General features: G+C 73.4%; 21 protein-coding genes. 11 read left to right on the top strand and 10 right to left on the bottom strand.

All coding sequences use genetic code 11. The annotated features are described in order from the left end of the window. Positions 1–82 precede the first annotated feature (82 nt). On the bottom strand, positions 83–532 hold the full coding sequence (locus tag ACQPZK_RS22700; RefSeq protein WP_234589090.1) for an SAV_6107 family HEPN domain-containing protein: 450 nt from the start codon (positions 530–532) through the stop codon (positions 83–85). Positions 533–986: 454 nt separating this feature from the next. On the opposite strand from ACQPZK_RS22700, the gene ACQPZK_RS22705 reads away from it, so the two are divergent. The 6 genes from ACQPZK_RS22705 to ACQPZK_RS22730 all read left to right on the top strand — a co-directional run bounded on the left by ACQPZK_RS22705 (position 987) and on the right by ACQPZK_RS22730 (position 6354). Further along, the gene (locus ACQPZK_RS22705; RefSeq protein ID WP_433534921.1) at positions 987–1475 is read left to right on the top strand and encodes a YbaK/EbsC family protein; all 489 of its coding nucleotides are present in this window, start codon (positions 987–989) and stop codon (positions 1473–1475) included. A gap of 98 nt (positions 1476–1573) precedes the next feature. Further along, complete coding sequence (locus tag ACQPZK_RS22710) at positions 1574–2293, top strand: monooxygenase (RefSeq protein ID WP_433539283.1); 720 nt, start codon at positions 1574–1576, stop codon at positions 2291–2293. Then, positions 2290–2841 (top strand): GNAT family N-acetyltransferase, encoded by a 552-nt coding sequence (locus tag ACQPZK_RS22715; protein ID WP_421472336.1) that lies wholly within the window; start codon positions 2290–2292, stop codon positions 2839–2841. Before ACQPZK_RS22710 ends, ACQPZK_RS22715 begins: the two co-directional genes overlap by 4 nt. Continuing rightward, a complete protein-coding gene (locus ACQPZK_RS22720) occupies positions 2838–3731 on the top strand; it encodes a carotenoid biosynthesis protein (RefSeq protein ID WP_433534922.1) in 894 nt (297 codons plus the stop codon). Before ACQPZK_RS22715 ends, ACQPZK_RS22720 begins: the two co-directional genes overlap by 4 nt. Continuing rightward, the gene (locus ACQPZK_RS22725; protein WP_433534923.1) at positions 3728–4855 is read left to right on the top strand and encodes a glycosyltransferase; all 1128 of its coding nucleotides are present in this window, start codon (positions 3728–3730) and stop codon (positions 4853–4855) included. The genes ACQPZK_RS22720 and ACQPZK_RS22725 overlap by 4 nt, the downstream gene beginning before the upstream one ends. An 11-nt stretch (positions 4856–4866) precedes the next feature. Continuing rightward, positions 4867–6354: a phytoene desaturase family protein gene (locus tag ACQPZK_RS22730; RefSeq protein ID WP_433534924.1), complete on the top strand. Its 1488-nt coding sequence runs from the start codon at positions 4867–4869 to the stop codon at positions 6352–6354. 15 nt (positions 6355–6369) lie between these two features. Here ACQPZK_RS22730 and ACQPZK_RS22735 read toward each other — a convergent pair whose 3' ends face one another. Together ACQPZK_RS22735 and metF are read right to left on the bottom strand one after the other, a co-directional pair. Further along, on the bottom strand, positions 6370–7083 hold the full coding sequence (locus tag ACQPZK_RS22735) for a CDP-alcohol phosphatidyltransferase family protein (RefSeq protein ID WP_433534925.1): 714 nt from the start codon (positions 7081–7083) through the stop codon (positions 6370–6372). Positions 7084–7104: 21 nt separating this feature from the next. Further along, the gene (gene metF, locus ACQPZK_RS22740) at positions 7105–8022 is read right to left on the bottom strand and encodes a methylenetetrahydrofolate reductase [NAD(P)H] (protein ID WP_433534926.1); all 918 of its coding nucleotides are present in this window, start codon (positions 8020–8022) and stop codon (positions 7105–7107) included. 244 nt (positions 8023–8266) lie between these two features. Here metF and ACQPZK_RS22745 point away from each other — a divergent pair, with 244 nt between their 5' ends. Both ACQPZK_RS22745 and ACQPZK_RS22750 read left to right on the top strand, forming a co-directional pair. Continuing rightward, the gene (locus ACQPZK_RS22745; RefSeq protein ID WP_433534927.1) at positions 8267–8656 is read left to right on the top strand and encodes a helix-turn-helix domain-containing protein; all 390 of its coding nucleotides are present in this window, start codon (positions 8267–8269) and stop codon (positions 8654–8656) included. A gap of 9 nt (positions 8657–8665) precedes the next feature. Next, positions 8666–9748: a polyprenyl synthetase family protein gene (locus tag ACQPZK_RS22750; protein ID WP_433534928.1), complete on the top strand. Its 1083-nt coding sequence runs from the start codon at positions 8666–8668 to the stop codon at positions 9746–9748. 152 nt (positions 9749–9900) lie between these two features. Here the strand turns inward: ACQPZK_RS22750 and ACQPZK_RS22755 are convergent, their stop codons facing one another. Continuing rightward, positions 9901–10275, bottom strand: coding sequence for an Rv2175c family DNA-binding protein (locus ACQPZK_RS22755; protein WP_433534929.1), 375 nt, complete (start codon positions 10273–10275; stop codon positions 9901–9903). Between the two features lie 4 nt (positions 10276–10279). Next, the gene (locus ACQPZK_RS22760) at positions 10280–10411 is read right to left on the bottom strand and encodes a hypothetical protein (protein ID WP_433534930.1); all 132 of its coding nucleotides are present in this window, start codon (positions 10409–10411) and stop codon (positions 10280–10282) included. Between the two features lie 42 nt (positions 10412–10453). On the opposite strand from ACQPZK_RS22760, the gene pknB reads away from it, so the two are divergent. Then, complete coding sequence (gene pknB / locus ACQPZK_RS22765) at positions 10454–12442, top strand: Stk1 family PASTA domain-containing Ser/Thr kinase (RefSeq protein ID WP_433534931.1); 1989 nt, start codon at positions 10454–10456, stop codon at positions 12440–12442. Then, positions 12442–13317 (top strand): deoxyribonuclease IV, encoded by an 876-nt coding sequence (locus tag ACQPZK_RS22770; protein WP_433534932.1) that lies wholly within the window; start codon positions 12442–12444, stop codon positions 13315–13317. The genes pknB and ACQPZK_RS22770 overlap by 1 nt, the downstream gene beginning before the upstream one ends. A 30-nt stretch (positions 13318–13347) precedes the next feature. On the opposite strand, the gene ACQPZK_RS22775 is transcribed toward ACQPZK_RS22770, so the two are convergent. After that, entirely contained in the window at positions 13348–14214 is an 867-nt protein-coding gene (locus ACQPZK_RS22775) for an alpha/beta hydrolase family esterase (protein ID WP_433534933.1), read from the bottom strand. Positions 14215–14289: 75 nt separating this feature from the next. Between ACQPZK_RS22775 and ACQPZK_RS22780 the strand changes: the two genes are divergently transcribed. Beyond that, positions 14290–14883: a TetR/AcrR family transcriptional regulator gene (locus tag ACQPZK_RS22780; protein WP_433534934.1), complete on the top strand. Its 594-nt coding sequence runs from the start codon at positions 14290–14292 to the stop codon at positions 14881–14883. Between the two features lie 102 nt (positions 14884–14985). Here the strand turns inward: ACQPZK_RS22780 and ACQPZK_RS22785 are convergent, their stop codons facing one another. The 4 genes from ACQPZK_RS22785 to ACQPZK_RS22800 all read right to left on the bottom strand — a co-directional run bounded on the left by ACQPZK_RS22785 (position 14986) and on the right by ACQPZK_RS22800 (position 19870). Next, complete coding sequence (locus ACQPZK_RS22785; RefSeq protein ID WP_433534935.1) at positions 14986–16017, bottom strand: threonine aldolase family protein; 1032 nt, start codon at positions 16015–16017, stop codon at positions 14986–14988. A 50-nt stretch (positions 16018–16067) separates the two neighbouring features. After that, positions 16068–17474, bottom strand: a complete 1407-nt coding sequence (locus tag ACQPZK_RS22790) for a class II 3-deoxy-7-phosphoheptulonate synthase (protein WP_433534936.1) — start codon at positions 17472–17474, stop codon at positions 16068–16070. A gap of 87 nt (positions 17475–17561) precedes the next feature. After that, the gene (locus ACQPZK_RS22795; protein ID WP_433534937.1) at positions 17562–18050 is read right to left on the bottom strand and encodes a hypothetical protein; all 489 of its coding nucleotides are present in this window, start codon (positions 18048–18050) and stop codon (positions 17562–17564) included. Positions 18051–18229: 179 nt separating this feature from the next. After that, complete coding sequence (locus ACQPZK_RS22800) at positions 18230–19870, bottom strand: glycosyl hydrolase family 18 protein (protein WP_433534938.1); 1641 nt, start codon at positions 19868–19870, stop codon at positions 18230–18232. Between the last annotated feature and the right edge of the window lie 154 nt (positions 19871–20024).

Raw genomic sequence — 20024 nt, forward strand, 5'->3', positions numbered from 1 at the left:
GTCGTTGCTGTGGAACAGATCAGGCCGCACCGTGACGCCAGCCGCCCGGCTTCCCTTCCAGGCGGCCGGCGTCACGGCGGTCTCACGCCGCGAGGCCGTCCAGGGCTGGTTGGTGTGCCACGCCGAGCGCGGTCTCCACCACCGTGACGAACTGTTCGGCGGCGCGGAGCAGGTCATCGGCCTCCCGGGCGCTGACGACCCGGGGGATGCCGGCCTCGGCGGCGGCTCGCTTGCTGGCCCCGGCGGCGAAGAACCGGGCCCACTCGTCGAGCTCGGGGGCGACGGCGCAGAGCAGGACCCAGACGCTGGTGATCCGGTTGCGCCGGCTCGGGGCCGGACGGGCCCGGGCGGCGAGCAGGGCGGCCGCCGCGCGCAGCGCCGCCAGGTGGGCGGCGGCGTAGCGCAGGCCGTCGGGTCGGGTCTGGCCGGCCTCGACCAGCCCACGGCGGGCCAGGGTGAGGAGCTGGGCAGGGGTGCGGTGCGGCAGCACGTGCGCCGGCACCGTCGGTGCCTGAGCCGGGTTGGTCGGCATGGACTGTCTCCTCCACGTGGCCGGGGCGTCGGCCGGGGCGGTGGTGCCGCCGACGAGACGCCGAGGTCGGGTGGGTGCGGAGGAAGACGCACCGGGGGTGGCCGGCCGGGGTGTGGATGCTTCCCCACACCACACCCGGCCGGCGTACCGGCGGGTTCGTCGCCCGCCGCCCGGGGGTCGTGGGCGGCGGGCGACGCTCCTGCCTGATGGGACCGGGCTCGCGACTGCCCGGAAACCCAGGTGCGGCCCGCGGAGCCGCACCGGCCGGAACTGGCGCCGCGAAACACCGCGCTCCGGCTGGTTGGAACGAGCGTTCGAGGCAATCGAACACTCGTTCTAACTGCTGCTGACAGTACACCTCCCCTCCGACGAAAATGCAACGTGTGACGCGCCAGGACTCGCCGTGACGTGTGCCGGGGTGAACCGGCGCACACGAACCGGGAAGAATGACGGAATGCAGCCACACCCGAACGTACGGGCGGTGCAGGACGCGCTGGACGGCGCCGGCGCGCTGGACGACGCCGGTCAGCCAAGCACCGTCCGCCTCCTGCCCGCCGCGGTGCACACCGCGGCAGCCGCCGCCGAGGCGCTCGGCGTCGAGGTGGGCCAGATCGCCAACTCGCTGATCTTCGACGCGGACGAGGCGCCGCTGCTCGTGCTCACCTCCGGCGCGCACCGGGTGGACACCGCCGGCCTGGCCGCGTCCATCGGCGTCACCCGGCTGCGCCGGGCCACCCCGGAGTTCGTCCGCGAGCACACCGGGCAGCCGATCGGCGGGGTCGCCCCGCTCGGTCACCCTCGGGCGCTACGCACCCTGGTGGACACGGCGCTGGCGGCGTACCCGCAGGTCTGGGCCGCGGGCGGCGTACCGCAGGCGGTCTTCCCCACCACCTACGCCGAGCTGCTCCGCGTCACCGCCGGCACCCCGGCCGAGGTGGCGTGAGCGAGCGGAGCGAGCGAACCAGCCGGCACAGCAGCGATGCGCTCGCGCCGCCGCGAAGCGGTGGCGCGAGCGAGCGGCACAGCAGCGCCGTACCGGAGCTGGTCACCCTGCACGTCTGGCGGATCGCCCGGAGCGCGCTGCCCCGGGCGCTGACCCGGATGGCGGTGGATCCGCGTCGGCTGCGCGCCCTGCCGGGCGTCCGGTTCGGCAAGCTGCTGGGCACCGGGACGGGCACCGGCTTCGGCCCGGGTGACGCCGACCTCACCAGGTGGGCGGCGCTGACCGTCTGGGACTCCCCCGCCGCGGCGGCCGGCTTCGACGACTCGCCGGTCGGGCGGGCCTGGGCGCGCATCGCTCAGGCGCAGGTCCGGGTCGACCTGCGTCCGCTGAGCAGCCGTGGCGAGTGGTCCGGCCAGCGGCCGTTCGGCGAACCGCCGGGCGGTCGGGTGACCGGGCCGGTGCTGGCGTTGACGCGGGCCCGGCTGCGGGCACGTCGGGCGGCCACCTTCTGGCGGGCGATCCCGCCGGTGGCCGCGGCCCTGCGCGACGCGCCGGGGTTGCTCGCCCGGTTCGGCGTGGGTGAGGCCCCGTTGGGCTGGCAGGGCACGGTCAGCGTGTGGCGCGACCCGACGGACCTGGTCGCGTTCGCGTACCGTCACCCGGAGCATCGGGCGGCGATCATGCGAACTCCCACCGCGGGCTGGTACGCCGAGGAACTGTTCGCCCGGTTCGAGGTACGCGACGTCCTCGGCGACCGGACGGTCCTCGGGTGGGTCGCCGACGGCGACCAGGTGACAGTGAAGGATGGACGGGCATGAGGTTGGTGCGCTGGACGCCGGACGATCTCGTCCGACGACTGGACGATGTGGTGGCCGTCTACGGCGAGGCGATGGGGTACCGCACCGACCTGTTGGAGGCCCGGCGCGGCTATATCGCCACCCACGTCCGCCGGCCGGGGTTCCGGGCCGTGGCCAGCCTGACCAGCGAGGGCCACCTCGCCGGCTTCGGGTACGGCTACCTGGGCGGCGCCGGCCAGTGGTGGCACGACCAGGTGCACCGGGCGCTGGACGGCCCGACCCGCAAGCGCTGGCTCACCCACTGCTTCGAGGTGGTCGAGCTGCACGTCCGCCCGCCCGCGCAGGGGCACGGCCTGGGCGCCGGCCAGTTGCGGGCGCTGCTCACGATGGCCGAGGGCGACACCACGCTGCTGTCCACCCCGGAGGCGGAGGAGCAGACCTCGCGCGCCTGGCGGCTGTACCGGCGCTTCGGCTTCGTCGACGTGCTGCGCGACTTCCACTTCCCCGGTGACGAGCGGCCCTTCGGCGTACTCGGTCGGGATCTGCCGCTCGATCCCCCGGCGTCATGACCCGGCGGATCTCCTGGACGCTGCTCGGCGTCCTGGTGTTCGCCCAGATCTGCTACCCGCTCACCACCGGCGCCACCCGGGCCGGGCTGACCGTGGCCACCGTCGTGCTCGGCTGGCTGCTCTCGGTCGGCCACGCGCTGCTCAGTCGGGGGCCCCGGGTGGCGGCGGCGCTGGTCGCGGTGGCCACCGGCGGTGGGTTCGCGATCGAGGCGATCGGGGTGGCCACCGGTGTGCCGTTCGGCAGCTACGACTACTCGGGCGAGCTGGGTCCCAAGCTGGCCGGCGTGCCGTTGATCATTCCGTTGGCCTGGACCTGGATGGCCTGGCCGGCCTGGCTGGCCGCGGTCCGCCTGACCGGCGGTGCCGCCGCACCGGCCGGCAGCGGACCGCTGACCGGCGGTGGGTCGACGGCCGGCGGCAGGGGCGCGACCGCCGGTCGGTGGGTGGGCAGGATCGCGCTGGCCGCGGTGGGCCTGGCGGCCTGGGACCTCTTCCTCGACCCGCAGATGGTCGCCGAGGGCTACTGGGTCTGGCGCGACGCCACCCCCGCGCTGCCCGGGCTGACCGGCATCCCGGTCAGCAACTACCTGGGCTGGCTGCTCTTCGCGGTGCTGCTGATGAGCGCGCTGCGCCCGCTGGCCGGCGGAAGCGCCGAGCGCACCGACCGGCGGGACCATCCGATGGTCGCGCTCTACCTGTGGACGTACTTCTCCAGCATCCTGGCCCACGCCGTCTTCCTGGACCTGCCCGCCTCGGCGCTCTGGGGCGCCGCCGGCATGGGGGTCACCGCCGTGCCGCTGGCGGTGACCCTGCTGCGCGTCCGCCGAGCCGGCGAGGTCCGCCGCGAGGACCACCGGCCGGACCGCGCCGGCGTCGACGCGACCCGATGACCGTCCTGTACGTCCTGCTGGTCGCCGTCGCCGCGTTGACCGCGCACACCTGGGTCAACGCCACCCGCTGGCTGCGCCGGCCCACCGACGCGCCGGACGAGGTCGGCGAGCCGGTGGCCGTGCTGCTGCCGTTGCGCGACGAGGCCACCCGGGTCACGCCCTGCCTGCGTGCCCTGCTCGCCCAGCGCGGCGTACCCGGGCTGCACGTCGTGGTTCTCGACGACGGCTCCACCGACGGCACCGCCGACGTGGTCCGCGCGGTGGCCGGCGACGATCCCCGGGTCACCGTGCTCACCGGGGTCGCCCCGCCGCCGGGTTGGCTGGGCAAGCCGCATGCCTGCTGGCAGCTCGCCACCCGGGCCGCCCCGGAGGCCACCGCGCTGGTCTTCGTCGACGCCGACGTGGTGCTCGCCCCGCACGCCGTGGCGGCGGCGGCCACCGAGCTGCGCGCCGCCCGCGCGACGTTGCTGTCGCCGTACCCCCGGATCGTGGTGGCGACGGCGGCCGACCGGCTGGTCCAGCCGTTGTTGCAGTGGCTCTGGCTGACCTTCCTGCCGCTGCGGGCGATGGAGCGCTCGCCGCGGCCGTCGCTGGCCGCGGCGGGCGGGCAGTTCCTGGTGGTGGACCGGGCCGGCTACACGACCGCCGGCGGGCACGCCGCGGTCGCCGACAAGATCCTGGAGGACGTCGAGCTGGCCCGGGCGGTCAAGCGGGCCGGCGGGCGGATCGCCCTGGCCGACGGCTCGCGGCTGGCCAGCTGCCGGATGTACGACGACTGGCCGCAACTGCGCGACGGGTACTCGAAGTCGCTGTGGGCGTCGTTCGGGCACCCGGGCGCGGCGGCGGCCGTCGTGGCGGCGCTGCTGCTGCTCTACACCGCCCCGCCGCTGGTGGCGCTGGTCGGCCTCGCGGCCGGTGCGCCACGGGTGGCCGCCGTGGGACTGGCCGGCTACCTGCTCGGGGTCACCGGGCGGGCGCTCACCGCCCGCGCGACCGGGGGCCGGTGGTGGCCCGACGCGCTCGCACACCCCGTGTCGGTCGTGGTCCTCGGTTGGTTGACACTGCGGTCGTACCATCTGCGGAAGCGACGCCGCCTCACCTGGCGGGGCCGCCCGGTCAGCTAGGGAGGCGCGGCATGGCGCGGATCGTGGTCGTCGGCGCCGGGGTGGGTGGCCTCGCCACCGCCGCCCGGCTGGCCGCCACCGGGCACCAGGTGACCGTCTTCGAGGCCGCCGACACGGTCGGCGGCAAGCTCGGCCGGTACGCGCACGACACCCCGGCCGGGACGTTCCACTTCGACACCGGGCCGAGCCTGCTCACCCTGCCCGAGGTGTTCCACGACCTGTTCGAGGCGACCGGGGCGAAGCTCGACGAGTACCTGGACCTGGTCCCGCTCGACCCGATCGTCCGGCACGTCTTCGCAGGCGGCGGCCCGACCCTGGACTCGTGCGCCGACCCGGCGGAGTTCGCCACGCGCATCGGGGCCGCCCTCGGTGACCGGGCGGCGGCCGACTGGCAGCGGTTGTGGCGGCGGGCCGCACGGGTGTGGGAGGCGTCCTCCCGGGACATCCTGCGCCGTACCGTCGACTCCCCCCGCGACCTCGCGTCGCTGGCCTGGCGGGTGGGCGACCTGGCCGCCATCGCGCCGGGCCGCACCCTGCGCGGCCTGGGCCGCCGGCACCTGTCCGACCCCCGGCTGCGGATGCTGCTGGACCGGTACGCCACCTACACCGGCGCCGACCCACGCCGGGCGCCGGCGGCGCTGGTCGCCGTCCCCTACGCCGAGCTGGCCTTCGGCGGCTGGTACCTGCGCGGCGGGCTGGGCACGCTCGCCGACGCGCTGTTGACCCGCTGCCTGGACCTGGGCGTGGTCGTGCAGACCGACACCCGGGTCACCCGGATCGACGCGACGGGCGGCCGGGTGCACGGGGTACGCCTCGCCGGGGTCGCCGCGCCGGTGCCCGCCGACGTGGTGGTGGCCAACGTGGACGCCCTCACCGTCTACCGTGACCTGCTGCCGCACCCGCGCCGGCTGGCCGGCCTGGCCGACCGCAGCCTCGCCGGTTTCGTGCTGCTGCTCGGCGTCTCCGGCAGCACCGGGCTGGCCCACCACAACGTCTTCTTCCCGCGCGACTACGACGCCGAGTTCGACGCGGTCTTCGGCAACCCCGGTCGGGGCGTACGGGCCCGGCCGGCGGCCGACCCGACGGTTTTCGTCACCGTGGCGGACGACCCGATGGTCCGTCCGGCCGGGCACGAGGCGTGGTTCGTGCTGGTCAACGCGGCCCGGCAGGGCACCGCAGGTGGGGCGGTCGACTGGCGACGCCCGGAGCTCGCCGACGCGTACGCCGACCGGATCCTGGACGTGCTGGCCGAGCGCGGCGTGGACGTGCGGGACCGGCTGCTGTTCCGCGAGGTCCGCACCCCGGCCGACCTGGACACCGCGACCGGGGCGCCGGGCGGCACGATCTACGGCACCGCCGGCGGCCTGCTCCGCCCGGCCAACCGGGGCCCGGCGCACGGGCTGTGGCTGGTGGGCGGCTCCAGCCACCCCGGCGGCGGCCTGCCGATGGTGACCCTCTCCGCGCAGATCGTCGCCGACGAGATCGGTCCCGCCTGGTAGCTGGGCGGGCGCTGTTCAGCCGGCGTCGATGAGCGCGCGGCGGACGGTGGACAGCAGCTGCCCCAGCCCGAAGCCGGCGAGCAGCACCCAGACCGCGGTCGCCATGGTGATGGTGCCGGCGGCCAGGTCCGGCTCGATCAGACCGGCCAGCCCGGCGACCACCAGACCCGCCAGCGCGACCGAGACCCGGGTGGGTCGCTCGCCGACGGTCACCGCGCCGATCTCGCGCATACCGGCCAGGGCCGCGCGGGCCCGCACGTACTCGTGCAGCCAGGACAGCGCACCGGCCGCGACGACCAGCGCGCCCGGCGCGCCGACCAGCCAGAACGCCAGCAGCCAGGCCACCTCGCCGAGCCGGTCGGCCAGCGAGTCGTAGACGTAGCCGAGCCGGGTGGTACGGCTGGTGGCGACCGCCACGGCGCCGTCCACACTGTCGGCCACGGCGGCGAACAGCACGAACAACGCGCCCAGGAACGGGCCGTCGCCCGGGCGGGTCGCCAGCAACGGTACGCAGAAGCAGAGCAGCACCCCGACGACGGTGACCGGGGTGGGGCCGACCCGCAGCCGGCCCAGCACGTACCCGACGTGGTAGGCGAACCGCAGCCAGGCGCGTACCACCGGCGCGGCGACCCGCGGGTCGAACCCGCCGTGCAGCCGCGCCCACGCCGTGGCGTACTGGTCCCAGTTCAGCTGTGTGCCCACCTGGGGATCAACCGTCGTGCCGGGCATCAGGTGTCGCCGACTCCGCGTTCACACCCGCGCGCCGGCCTTGAGGTTCTGCCAGACCTCCCGCGTGGCGGTGGACCGGTTGAGGGTGATGAAGTGGATTCCGGGGACGCCCTCGTCCAGCAGCCGACGGCACATCTCGCTGGCCTGCTCGATGCCGAGTTGACGCACCGCCTCCGGGTCGTCGGCCACCCGCTCGAAGCGCGCCGCCAGCGCGGGCGGGAAGGGCGCTCCGGAGAGCTGCACGGACCGCTCGATGGTGCCGATCTGGGTCACCGGCATCACCCCGGCCAGGATCGGGGTGGCGCAGCCGGCGGCGGCCACCCGGTCGCGCAGGCGCAGGTAGTCGTCGGCCTCGAAGAACATCTGGGTGATCGCGAACTCGGCGCCGGCGCGGCACTTGCGGACGAACTGCGCGGTGTCGCTGGCCACGTCGGGTGAGCGGGGATGCTTGTACGGGAAGGCCGCCACCCCGACGCTGAAGTCGCCGGAGTCGCGGACCAGCCGGACCAGGTCCTCGGCGTAGTCGACGCCCTCGGGATGCCGGATCCACTCGCCACCAGGGTTGCCGGGCGGGTCGCCGCGGACGGCCAGCACGTTGCGCACCCCCACCCCGGCGAGCCGCCCGATGACGTGTCGCAGCTCGGCCACGGAGTGGTTGACGGCGGTCAGGTGGGCCATCGGCAACAGCGTGGTGTCGGTGGCGATCCGCTCCGTCACCGCCACGGTGGTGTCCCGGGTCGAACCGCCCGCACCGTAGGTGATCGACACGAACGACGGACGCAGCGACTCCAGCTCGCGGATCGCCTGCCAGAGCAGCCGCTCCCCCGCCTCGGTCTTGGGCGGGAAGAACTCGAACGAGAACGTCGGCTGACGGTCACGGATGAGCGCCCCGATCGCCGGCTGCGGATTGGGGAGTACCGAGGGAAGACCGAGCGCCACGACCCGACTCTAGCGGGCGGCGCCGTCGGGCCCCAGGAGCTTCCCACCGTCGTGGACGAGTTGTCCGGTCCGGGCCCGGCGGCGCGGCCGGGCGGGGGAATCGTCGTACCCCGGGGGTAGGAACGGGGGGCGCGGAAGGGGCGGCGGGGGCGGCCCGGTTCCGGCGTGGGGGTCACGCAGCCGAGGTGCGCCCGGCCCGTCTCGCGGGCGAGGGCTGCACCGCGTCGACCCGCCGGGAGGACCCATGATCTCGCCCGCACCGCCGCATCGCGCACAGCTCGGGCCGCTGCTGGTCCGGCATCGGCTGGCCCGAGGGTGGAGTCAGCGTCGGGCCGCCGCCGAATTGTGCGCCGCGGCGGGCGTCGCCACGTTGAGCCGCCACGAGGTGTCCCGGTGGGAGCGGCAGCGACGCGTACCCGGTGGGTTCTGGCTCGGCTGGCTCGCCGTCGTGCTGGACGTACCGGCGGCGGTCCTCACCGAGGCGGCCGCGCGCACCCGGCGGTCCGGACCGCCCGCGACCGCCGGGCCGGGCCGGCGCGGCGCGGCGGCTGCGCGGCCAGCCGGGCGGGCAGGTGAGGGTCGTGCCGGCGGTACTACGCGTGGCGGTGGGGCGCGGGCAGTGGCGAACCGCTAGCGTCGTGGCGTGACCCATGCTGCTCCCGTGTCCCCCGTCGACCGCGCCGGCCTGCGGCAGCGGGTCGACGAGGCGCTCACCGAGTTCCTGGCCGGCCAGCGGGCCCGGTTGACCCGGGTCGACCAGGCCCTCGTCCCGGTGGCGGAGGCGATCGAGGCGTTCGTGCTCGGTGGCGGCAAGCGGCTACGCCCGGCGTTCGCGTACTGGGGATTCCGGGGCGCCGGCGGGGTGGACGGCGACGAGGTGCTCACCGCGCTCGCGGCGTTGGAGTTCGTGCAGGCCAGCGCCCTCATCCACGACGACCTGATGGACCGTTCCGACACCCGGCGGGGTGAGCCGGCGGTGCACCGGCGGTTCGCCAGTCGGCACCGGGCGGCGGGCTGGGGTGGCGACGCGGACGGGTTCGGCGACGCCGCCGCGATCCTGCTCGGCGACCTGTGCCTGGTGTGGTCCGACGAGCTGCTGCACTCCGCCGGCCTGGATCTGCGGGCGCTGGCCCGGGCCCGGCCGGTCTTCGACGAGATGCGCACCGAGGTCACCGTCGGGCAGTACCTCGACGTGCTGACCCAGGCCACCGGGGACACCTCGCTGGAACGGGCCGGGAAGGTCGCCCGGTACAAGTCGGCGAAGTACACCGTCGAGCGACCGCTGCTGCTCGGCGCCGCGCTGGCCGACGCGGGCGAGGAGATCCGGACGACCTACTCGGCGTACGGGTTGCCGTTGGGTGAGGCGTTCCAGCTCCGCGACGACGTGCTGGGGGTCTTCGGCGACCCGGCGCAGACCGGCAAACCGGCCGGTGACGACCTGCGTGAGGGCAAGCGCACCTATCTGGTGGCGGCGGCCGTGGAGACCACCGACGACGCGGGCCGGGAACTGCTGCTCGGCCAGCTCGGCAACCCCGACCTGGACGAGCAGGGCGTGGCCCGCCTGCGCGAGCTGATCCACGCGAGCGGGGCCCTGACCCGCACCGAACAGCGCATCGTAACGCTCACCGACACCGCCCTGGCCGCCCTGGCCGCCGTAGACCTGGACACCGAAGCCCGCCAAGCCCTGGTAGACCTGGCCATAGCCGCCACCCGCCGCTCCGACTAACCCCCGCCCTCCCTGCCCTCCCTGCCCGCCCCGCCCCCCACCCGCGTCGATCTTGCAGTTTCTGTGGCGACATTAGGGGCAGACCAGCCCATCAGGGCAACACAAAGTGCAAGATCGGCGCAGCGTGGGCCGGCGGACAGGGCGGGCAGGGGTTAGAAGCCCAGGGCTTGGGCTCGGCGTTTGACCTCGCGGGCCTGGTCGCCGGAGAGGGCCGCGGCGGGCGTGTTGCCGGGAAGCGTGTCGTCCCGCTCGTAGAGCCAGCGCAGGGCCGCCTCGTCGTCGTAGCCGTTGTCGGCCAGCAGGTTGAGCACACCGGGCAGGTGCTTGAGAACTGTCGCGTTGGCCACCAGGTCCGCGGGTATCCGGCGTACGCCGTCGCGGCGGACCGCCAGCAACTCCCGGTCGCGGATCATCTGGTGGACCTTGCTGATCGACACGTCGAGCCGCTCGGCGACGTCGGGCAGGGTGAGCCAGCCGGACGGGTCGGTGGGGCCGGCGAGCTCGGGGTCGGGTACGGATTCGGTCACCCGATCACCCTGCCACGCCGTCACCGGCGGGAGCCATCGGCACCCCGCACGGACCGTCGGTGAGCAGCGGATCAGGGCCGGCGTCGGGGGTGCCGGCCACGACGGGACGGACCGGTACGCCTTCGGGCTGTAGCATCCTGTTCAACTCCCACCCCCTGGACACATAGACTCCCTGCCGATGGACACACAGGTCGCCGACACGTTGCTGGGCTCGCTGATCGACGGGCGCTACCGCATTCGCGGTCGCGTGGCCCGTGGTGGCATGGCGACCGTGTACACCGCCACCGACGAACGCCTCGAGCGCACGGTCGCGGTCAAGATCATTCATCCGACCCAGGCGCCCGAGGCGCGGGCCCGGATCGCCAACTTCGTGGCACGGTTCACCGACGAGGCCAAGACCATCGCCCGGCTGACCCACCCGAACGTGGTCGCGGTCTACGACCAGGGCACCCACGCCGGCCTGCCGTACCTGGTGATGGAGTACGTCCGCGGCCGTACGCTGCGCGACGTGCTGGCCGAACGCCGCCGACTCAACCCGGACGAGGCGCTGGCCATCGCCGAGCAGATGCTCGCCGCGATCGCCGCCGCACACCGGGCCGGCCTCGTGCACCGCGACGTCAAGCCGGAGAACGTGCTGGTCGCCGAGGCGCCCACCGGCGGTGTCGCCAACCTGGTGGACAGCGTCGTCAAGGTGGCCGACTTCGGGCTCGCCCGCGCGGTCGAGGCCAGCGCCGACGCCGAGCAGGGCAACCAGCTGATGGCGACCGTCGCGTACGTGGCCCCGGAGCTGGTCACCGAGGGTCGGGCCGATCCGCGCACGGACGTCTACTCCGCCGGCATCGTGCTGTTCGAGATGCTCACCGGTCGGGTGCCGTACGACGGGGGCCGTCCCGTGGACGTCGCCTGGCAGCACGTCGACCGGGACGTACCGGCGCCGTCGACGCTGGTGCCCGGCCTGCCGCCGGCCCTCGACGCGCTGGTGCAGCGCGCCACCCGGCGTGCCCCGTCCGCCCGGCCCGCCGACGCCGGCGCGCTGCTGACCGAGGTGCAGGTGGCCCGGGACCAGTTGGGCAACGTCAACAGCACCAGTACCGCCGTCCTGCGCCGGGTCACCGACGAGCCGCCGGCCTCCCAGCCGACCATGATGGTCGCCGCGATCCGCCCGGCGGAACGGCCGACCTGGGCGCGGCTGCCCGAGGGTGGCAGCCAGGGCCCGGGCCGGCGGCGGGCCGCCCCGGAGCCCGCGGAGGGTCTGGCCGCGCGGCTCGCCGAGCTGCGCGCCAGGGTGCTGGGCAATTCACAGGGTCGCCTGGCGGTCGCGGTCGTGGTCGTGGCGCTGGGCCTGGTGGCCGCGCTCGGCGGCTGGTGGTTCGGCGTCGGCCGCTACACGTCCGCCCCGCAGCTGGTCAGCCTGAACAAGGCCGAGGCGCAGGCACAGGCCGAGCGCGCCGGCCTGACCCTGGTGTACGGAGAGCCGCGCTTCGACGAGAAGGCCCCGAAGGACAGCGTGCTGGGGCAGAGCCCGGCGTCGTCGAGCAAGATCGTCAAGGGCGGCACGATCACCCTGACCCTCTCGCTGGGCCCGGAGCGATTCCCCGTGCCAGACGTCATCGGCAAGGAGTACGAGCTGGCCGAGGCCGATCTGGTCAACGCCCAACTGGTGGTCGCCAAGGGCGCCCCCCGCTATGACGACACCCTGCCGGCCGGCGTCGTCCTGGACAGCAACCCGAAGGTGGGCGCCGAGGTCAAGCCGGGCACGAAGATCACGCTCATTCTGAGCCGTGGCCGGGCGCCGGTGACGGTGCCGAACCTGGTGGGCAAGAGCCTGACTGAGGCGCGCACCAAACTGGGCCAGCTCGGCCTGGTCCCGGTGGAGAGTTTCAAGGACTCCGACAAGCCCAAGGACGAGATCCTCGGCCAGAGCCCGGCCGACGGCGCGGGTGTGGAGAAGGGCACCGAGGTCAAGCTGGAGATCAGCAAGGGTCCGCCGCTGGTCGTGGTGCCCCGGGTGATCGACCTGCCCTGTCAGCAGGCCAAGCAACTGCTGGAGAGCCAGGGCTATCCGGTGACGGTCGTACTCAACCCGAACGCCACGGTACGGATCCAGGCTCCGGGCGAGAACTCGCAGGTGCCCCCGGGCACCCCGGTCACCCTCACGTGCTTCTGATGGCGGAGAACACCGCGCGGCCGGTGGGCGCGCACACCCCGACCTCCGGCGGGCTCGCCAAGGCCGCCCTGCCGTACGTCGACGCGACCGGCGCCGCGGCCGTGCAGGTGTACGTCTCAAACTCGCGGGGTTGGGCGCTGCCATCGGGCGACCCGGCGCAGGACGCGTTGTTCCGCGACGGCTGTGCCGAGCGGGGCATCCCTGCGTTCATCCACGCCTCGCTGCTGGTCAACTTGGGCTCGCCCACCCCGGCCACCGTCGAGAAGTCGGCGCTGACCCTGGCGCACGCGCTGCGCCGGGGCGTGGCCATCGGGGCGCGGGCGGTGGTGTTCCACGCCGGCAGCGCGGTCGACGAGGGGTACGCCGAGGAGGCGATGCGGCAGGTCCGCCGGGAGCTGCTACCCCTGCTCGACTGGACCGCCGAGGCCGGCGGGCCGATGCTGCTGGTCGAGCCGAGCGCCGGCGGCGGTCGTTCCCTCGCCTCGCGGGTGGAGCAGCTCGGGCCGTATCTCGACGCGGTGGACCGGCATCCGATGCTCGGCGTCTGCTTCGACACCTGCCACGCCTGGGCGGCCGGGCACGATCTGGCCGCCGAGGGCGGCATGACCGCGACCCTCGACACGCTGGTGGCCACCGTGGGCGCCGACCGGTTGCGGCTGGTGCACGCCAACGATTCCAAGGATCTGTGCGGTTCCACCCGGGACCGGCACGAGAACATCGGCAAGGGCACCATCGGCGAGCCGGCCTTCGCGGAGCTGATGACCCACCCGGCCACCGCCGGCGTACCCGTGGTGGTGGAGACCCCGAGCGAGAAGCAGTTGGGCCACGCCGCCGACATCACCATCCTCAGCCGCCTGGCCCGTCGTCCTTCCTGAGGTCAACCCACGGGGTACGGCCGGTCGCCCTCACCGGTGCGCCGGTGCGGAGATGGCGAAGAACTCGTCGATGAGCCGGGCGGTCTGCACGTCCTGGTTGGTCCTGCCCAGCACGGCAGGCGCTCTGGTCGGCCCTGGGATGGTGTGCCCACCGCCGTGCACGGTGTGCAGCGCCACCGGCGGGTGCCCGGCCTGCCGGTACTCGGTGCGTTCGATCCAGGTCGCGGGGTTCGCGGCCGGCAGTTTCGTGGTGGTGGGTTGCGCGGTGATGCCGTTGCGGGCGGCGAAATAGGCCGCGGACTCGGGGGCGGACAGGTTGCGTCCGCCGACCTTGAAGACCAGGCGCGCCCACCAGCTGTAGGCACCCCCGGCGTAAGCGACGATCCGGTCCTTGGTGCCGTTGATCAACAGGACCGGCATCGGCGCGGGTGACGCGTCGCCGAGCAGGAAGCTCTCGGGTGCCGGCATGGTCGCGGCGATCACCGCCGCACCGGCGATCAGCACCGGAGTTTCGTGGGCGAGGCGTATCACCATCTGGCCGCCGTTGGAGTAGCCGACCGCGTACACCCTCGCCGGGTCGATGTCGTGGCTGGAGGTCACCTTCTCGATCAGGGCGCGAACGAAACCGACGTCGTCGCTGTTGTCGGTGCGGGCCGGGAAGGAGCTCTCCCGCCGGGCGTCGTTCCAGTTGCCCCGGTGGCCGTCGAGGTAGACCACCACGGCCGCGCCGCTCTCGGCGAGCGCGTCGTAGGCCCGGCCGATGAACTCCCGGTGCTTGGCCCCGGTCTGTTTCGAGCCGTGGAAGACGAGCACGAGAGCGCGTCCGGGGCTGCCGTCCGCGGCCCCGATGATCTCGTACGTCCGCCGGGTGCCGTTCACCGTGATGTTGTCGCGCATGGAGCCCCCTGAAATGGATGGGTCATCCGTTTCAATCTAGCACAAGCGGATTAGCTATCCGGTACGCTCGAGGGCATGACCACCGCACCACTGCGCAAGGACGCCGCCCGCAACTGGCACCGGATCGTGGAGGTCGGCCGCCGCCTGGTGGACGAGGACTTGCCGATCCAGCTCAACGACGTCGCACGGACCGCCTCGGTCGGCGTGGCAACGGTCTACCGCCACTTCCCCACCCCGGAGGCCCTGGTCGAGACCCTGGCCGCGCCCGGCCTGGAGTCGCTCGAACAGCAGGCCGAGCAGGCCCTGGCTGGTGACGACGCCTGGTCGGCGCTCCGCGACTTCCTGCACGCGGCCGTCGACGCGCAGATGACCGACGTGGCACTCGCGCGGGTCGTCGCCGCGCCGCAGCACGCCCTGACCCGCACCACCGAACTCATGCGCCACCTGAACGACCTGTTCGCGGGGATCGTCGACCGGGCCCGCGCGGCAGGTGTCGTCAACCCGTCGATCACTCCCGCCGACATGGGTCCCCTGATGTGCGGCCTGACGTTCGCGGTACGCGTGCACTCCGCCGTCAACGACGAGGAACGCGCCGTCACCGCCCGCCGGTACCTCGACGTCCTGCTCGAGGGGCTGCGAAGCCGCGACGAACGACCGGGTACGGCCTGACGCGCGCCGGCGCGGAACCCTAGGTCGGGCCGGGGTGGCAGGTCGGCGAGACCTCGGACCGCTCGATCACGGCCGCGGGGGTGGGGCCGGATGGGACCGCGGTCAGGCCGCCGCCAGGATGCGGGGTAGCGCACGCAGCGCGCGGTCCAGGCCCTCGTCGTCGAGGTCCAGGTGGGTGACCAGACGAGCGGTACGGGGCCCGAGCACCGAGATCAGTACGCCCTCCTGGCGCGCGGCGGCGGCCAGGGCGCGGGCGTCCAACGCGTGCTTGGTCAGGTCCAGCGGAACGAGGTTCGTACGGACCGTGCTGGCGAGCACCCCGAACGGCGCGACCGCCTCGGCGAGCCGGGCCGCCCTCGCATGGTCCTCGGCCAGCCGGTCGACGTGGTGCGCGAGCGCGTACCGGCCGGCGGCGGCGAGGATGCCGGCCTGACGCATCCCACCACCCATCCGCTTGCGGATCATCCGGGCCCGTTCGATCTTCTCCGCGCTGCCCACCACCAGCGAGCCGACCGGCGCGCCGAGCCCCTTGGAGAGGCAGACGGACAGCGTGTCGAACAGCCGGCCGTACTCGGTCAGCGGCACCCCGTCGGCGACGTGCGCGTGCCAGATCCGGGCGCCGTCGCAGTGCAGCGCCACTCCCGCGTCGTCGGCGACGCCACGCAACTCTCGCAGGGTGTCCAGCGGGATCACGCCGCCGCCACCCCGGTTGTGGGTCTGCTCGACGGCGATCGCGCGGGTGGGCACGGCGAAGTAGCCGTCCGGACGGATCATCCGGGCGACCACCTCCGGGTCGATGTCCGCGCCGACGGCCGGCCAGGTCCGCGAGGAGATTCCGCCGTACGCGGCCGCGGCGCCGATCTCGTACGTGACGACGTGCGCGTCCGCGTCGCACAACAGTTCCTCGCCGGGCGGCACGAGCAGTTGCAGGGCGATCTGGTTCGCCATCGACCCGCTCGGGGCGAACAGCGCCGCCTCGTGGCCGAACAGCGCGGCGACCTCCGCCTCCAGCGCGTTGACGGTGGGATCCTCGCCGTAGACGTCGTCACCGACCTCGGCGGCGGCCATCGCCTCGCGCATCCCGGCGGTCGGCCGGGTCACCGTGTCGGAACGCAGGTCGACGAGGTCAGCCACAGTCATCCTTTCGGCAGCCGGTCGCGGGGCTCGCAGGCTCACTCCTCGCGTCAGCCACGGAGCATTTCCGCCACGAGGAAGGCCAGCTCCAGCGACTGCTGGGTGTTCAGCCGCGGGTCGCAGGCGGTCTCGTACCGGTCGGGCAGGTCGAGATCCTCGATACCCTGGGCGCCGCCGAGGCACTCGGTGACGTCCTCACCGGTCAACTCGACGTGGATGCCGCCGGGGTGGGTGTCCAGACCCCGGTGCACCTCGAAGTAGCCGAGCACCTCGTCGACGATGCGGTCGAAATGCCGGGTCTTGTAGCCGTTGGACGACTCGTGGGTGTTGCCGTGCATCGGGTCGCACTGCCAGACCACCTTGGCGCCGGAGGCGGTGACCTTGGCGACGATCGGCGGCAGGGCGTCGCGGACCCGGTGGTTGCCCATCCGGCTGATCAGCGTGAGCCGGCCGGGGACATTGTCCGGGTTGAGCTTCTCGCACAGCTCGATCGCCTCGTCCGGGGAGGTCGTCGGGCCGAGCTTGACGCCGATCGGGTTGGCGATCCGGGAGATGAAGTCGATGTGCGCGCCGGTGATCTGCCGGGTGCGCTCGCCGACCCAGAGGAAGTGGCCGGACAGCCCGTACGCCCGGCGGTCGGAGACCCGGGTGAGCGCCCGGTCGTACTCCAGGGCCAGGGCCTCGTGGGAGCAGTACAGGGTGACGGTCCGCAGGGCCTCGTCGTCGGTCATTCCGCAGGCCCGGATGAAGGCCAACGCCCGGTCGATCTCCCGGGCGATCGCCTCGTAGCGCTCCCCCGCCGGGGAGGTCCGCACGAAGCCCTTGTTCCAGTCGTGGACGGCGTGCAGGTCGGCGAGCCCGCCCGCGAGGTACGCCCGCAGCATGTTCATCGCGGCGGCCGAGTTGGCGTACGCCCGGATCATGCGCTGCGGGTCGGCGACGCGGGCGGCGGGATCGGCCTCCAGCGAGTTGATCATGTCGCCGCGGTACGCGGGCAGGCCGCGCGCGTCGGTGGGCAGCGAGCGGGGCTTGGTGTACTGGCCGGCGACCCGGGCGACCTTGACCACCGGCAGCGACGCGCCGTAGGTGAGCACGATCGCCATCTGCAACAGGGTGCGGGCGTTGGCCAGCAGGTGGCTCTCGGTGTTGTCGGCGAAGGTCTCGGCGCAGTCACCGCCCTGGAGCAGGAACGCCTTGCCCTCGCACACCAGCGCCAGCTTCTGCCGGAGCTGGTCCACCTCGTAGGGCGCGACGACCGACGGCACGGTGTCGAGCACCTTGCAGACCTCGGCGACGGCGGCCGGGTCGGACCACGGTGGGACCTGCTCGCGGGGCAGCTCCCGCCAGCGGTCCAGGCCGAGGGCGGCGTCCTCGGCGGAGTCGACGGTCGGACGGCTGGTCTGCAGGCCCGGGCTACCCACCGCGGGATGGCTCAGCTGGTGCCACTCATGGCGCATGAGAGAAAGCGTACGGCGACCGTGCGTGTGACCGGGCGGCGAGGGTGACGGTTCCGGCAAGTGGGAGGTCGATCCCACCCACGTCGGTCAGGACGCGGGTGAGGGGCTGGTGGCCGGGTTGCCGCCCGGCGCCTCACTCGCGATGCACCAGTCGCCGCCGTCCCGCGTGACGGTGAACACCAGCGGCCGGGTGACCTTGCTCTTGCCGGCGGTGACCGAGACCGAGACGCTGACCTCCTGGCCGCGCTGACCGGACCGGACGTCGGTGATGGTCGCCTGGGGCACCTGGAAGTGGTCGGCGAAGTCGCCGTTGGGGCCCGTGGCCGCGGCGTCGAACCCGTCGTGCAGCACGGCGCAGAGCTGACTGCGACCGGCGGCGACGTCCTTGGCGGTCATCGCGTCGAGGTACGCCTGCACGCGCTCGCGGGACCGGGTGGCGGCCTCCTCGGCGGGAGCCCGCTGGGGCGTGGCCGTCTGCTCGTCGGCGTCGTCGCCGCTCCCGCAGCCGGCAAGGGCGGCCGGAAGCAGCACGAACGCGGCGGCGGTCATCGCCAGCCCACGGTGGGTCGCGCGCATGACACCTCCGTCGAACGGAAATCAAGACCTGCCGAGCCGCGAGTCTGCCATATCGGACTCGACCCGCCCAAGGCCGGCGGCCCGGCCGACGCGTGGCGTCGACCGGGCCGCTACGGCACGGGCGGGAAGGGGCGGTGCGGGCCCCTTCCCGCCGTGTGGGTGGTGCGTCGGCCCTCGGCTCAGCCGAGACCGCCCTTGATGGCGCCGATGAGCTCACCGTTGCTGGTGTCGCCGGAGAGCTCCCAGAAGAACGCGCCACCGAGGCCCTGGTTCTTCGCGTACGTCATCTTGCCGTTGATGGTCGACGGGGTGTCGTAGCTCCACCAGTTGCTGCCGCACTTGGCGTACGCGGTGCCGGCGATCGTGCCGGTGGCCGGGCAGGTGTTCTTGAGGACCTTGTAGTCCTCGATGCCCGCCTCGTAGGTGCCCGGCGCCGCGCCGGTGGCACTGCCGCCCGGAGCGGCCTGCGTGACGCCCGTCCAGCCCCGGCCGTAGAAGCCGATGCCGAGCAGCAGCTTGCTGGCCGGGATGCCCTTGCTCTTGAGCTTCTGGATCGCCGCGTCGGAGTTGAAGCCCTGCTGCGGGATACCGGTGTACGACGTCAGCGGCGAGTGCGGGGCGGTGGGGCCCTGGGCGTTGAACGCGCCGAAGTAGTCGTACGTCATCGGCATGAGCCAGTTGAGGTTGCCGATGGCACCGGCGTAGTCGGTGGCGTCGATCTTGCCGCCGTTGCTGCCGTCCGCCGTGATGGCGGCGGTGACCAGGGCGTTCGACCCGAACCGCGACCGCAGCGCGCTGATCACGTTCTTGAACGCGTTCGGGCCGCTGCTGTCACAGCTCAGACCGCAGGCGTTGGGGTACTCCCAGTCGACGTCGATGCCGTCGAACACGTCCGCCCAGCGCGGGTCCTCGACCAGGTTGTAGCAGCTCTCGGCGAACGCGGCCGGGTTCTGGGCGGCCTGCGTGAAGCCACCGGACCACGTCCAGCCACCGAAGGACCAGATCACCTTGAGGTGCGGGTTGAGCGCCTTGAGCTTGCGCAGCTGGTTGAAGCTGCCGCGCAGCGGCTGGTCCCAGGTGTCGGCGACGCCGTCCACGCTCTCCGCCGCCGTGTACGCCTTGTCGTAGTCGGCGTAGCTGTCGCCGATGGTGCAGCGACCGCCGGTGGTGTTGCCGAAGGCGTACAGGATGTGGGTCAGCTTGGCCGCCGAGCCGCTGGTCTGGATGTTCTTGACGTGGTAGTTGCGCCCGTAGACGCCCCACTCGGCGAAGTAGCCGACGACCTTCTTACCACCCGTGTTGGGCGGCGGGGTGGTGGTCGGGGGCGCGGTGGTGGGCGGCGCCGTGGTCGGCGGTGCGGTGGTCGGGGGCGCCGTGGTGGGCGGCGCGGTCGTGGTCGGTGGGGTCGTCGGGGTGCTGCCGCCGCCGCAGGACGCGCCGTTGACGGTGCAGTTCAGCGGCGCCTTGTACGCGCCGGTGCCGTTGTAGCCCCAGCTGAACGAGGCACCGGGGGCGAGCCCGCCGGCCCAGCTCTTCTTGACCGCGACGTAGTGGTTTCCGCTGCTGGTGACGTCGGCGTCCCACGCGCTGCTGATGGTGGTGCCCGACGGCAGGTCGAACTCGATGCGCCAGGTGGCGACCGTGGCGCTGGTGCCGTTGGTCACGGTCACCTTCGTCTCGTGACCGGTCCCCCAGTCCTGCGCCTTGGCGAACGTGGTGGTGACCGTGCCGGCGCCGAACGCGGTCGTCATCGGCACCGCCGCGACGGTCACGGCGACCACGACGCCGGCCCAGAGGGCCCGGCGGAACGATCTTTTCATGAGGCGTCTCCCGTACTGTTAGGAAACTTTCCAAAAGAGATGGTGAGACCGTACTCACACCGTCATCACTCCGTCAAGATGTCCATGTTTCGATTTCCGCTGGTGTAGGAACGGGCCGATCACGGCCCGCCCGGGCGGCCCCACCTCTGGCGCG

Source organism: Micromonospora sp. CA-249363 (assembly GCF_050950185.1).
Classification (GTDB): Bacteria; Actinomycetota; Actinomycetes; order Mycobacteriales; family Micromonosporaceae; genus Micromonospora.

Excerpts from the sequence above, each read along its gene's own strand:
- ACQPZK_RS22725 (WP_433534923.1), top strand. The coding sequence starts at position 3,728 with ATGACCGTCCTGTACGTCCTGCTGGTCGCCGTCGCCGCGTTGACCGCG.
- ACQPZK_RS22775 (WP_433534933.1), bottom strand. The coding sequence starts at position 14,214 with ATGCGCGACAACATCACGGTGAACGGCACCCGGCGGACGTACGAGATC.
- ACQPZK_RS22730 (WP_433534924.1), top strand. The coding sequence starts at position 4,867 with ATGGCGCGGATCGTGGTCGTCGGCGCCGGGGTGGGTGGCCTCGCCACC.
- ACQPZK_RS22780 (WP_433534934.1), top strand. The coding sequence starts at position 14,290 with ATGACCACCGCACCACTGCGCAAGGACGCCGCCCGCAACTGGCACCGG.
- ACQPZK_RS22745 (WP_433534927.1), top strand. The coding sequence starts at position 8,267 with ATGATCTCGCCCGCACCGCCGCATCGCGCACAGCTCGGGCCGCTGCTG.
- pknB (WP_433534931.1), top strand. The coding sequence starts at position 10,454 with ATGGACACACAGGTCGCCGACACGTTGCTGGGCTCGCTGATCGACGGG.
- ACQPZK_RS22795 (WP_433534937.1), bottom strand. The coding sequence starts at position 18,050 with ATGCGCGCGACCCACCGTGGGCTGGCGATGACCGCCGCCGCGTTCGTG.
- ACQPZK_RS22770 (WP_433534932.1), top strand. The coding sequence starts at position 12,442 with ATGGCGGAGAACACCGCGCGGCCGGTGGGCGCGCACACCCCGACCTCC.
- ACQPZK_RS22705 (WP_433534921.1), top strand. The coding sequence starts at position 987 with ATGCAGCCACACCCGAACGTACGGGCGGTGCAGGACGCGCTGGACGGC.
- ACQPZK_RS22800 (WP_433534938.1), bottom strand. The coding sequence starts at position 19,870 with ATGAAAAGATCGTTCCGCCGGGCCCTCTGGGCCGGCGTCGTGGTCGCC.
- ACQPZK_RS22715 (WP_421472336.1), top strand. The coding sequence starts at position 2,290 with ATGAGGTTGGTGCGCTGGACGCCGGACGATCTCGTCCGACGACTGGAC.
- ACQPZK_RS22790 (WP_433534936.1), bottom strand. The coding sequence starts at position 17,474 with ATGCGCCATGAGTGGCACCAGCTGAGCCATCCCGCGGTGGGTAGCCCG.
- ACQPZK_RS22735 (WP_433534925.1), bottom strand. The coding sequence starts at position 7,083 with ATGCCCGGCACGACGGTTGATCCCCAGGTGGGCACACAGCTGAACTGG.
- ACQPZK_RS22720 (WP_433534922.1), top strand. The coding sequence starts at position 2,838 with ATGACCCGGCGGATCTCCTGGACGCTGCTCGGCGTCCTGGTGTTCGCC.
- ACQPZK_RS22760 (WP_433534930.1), bottom strand. The coding sequence starts at position 10,411 with ATGCTACAGCCCGAAGGCGTACCGGTCCGTCCCGTCGTGGCCGGCACC.
- ACQPZK_RS22700 (WP_234589090.1), bottom strand. The coding sequence starts at position 532 with ATGCCGACCAACCCGGCTCAGGCACCGACGGTGCCGGCGCACGTGCTG.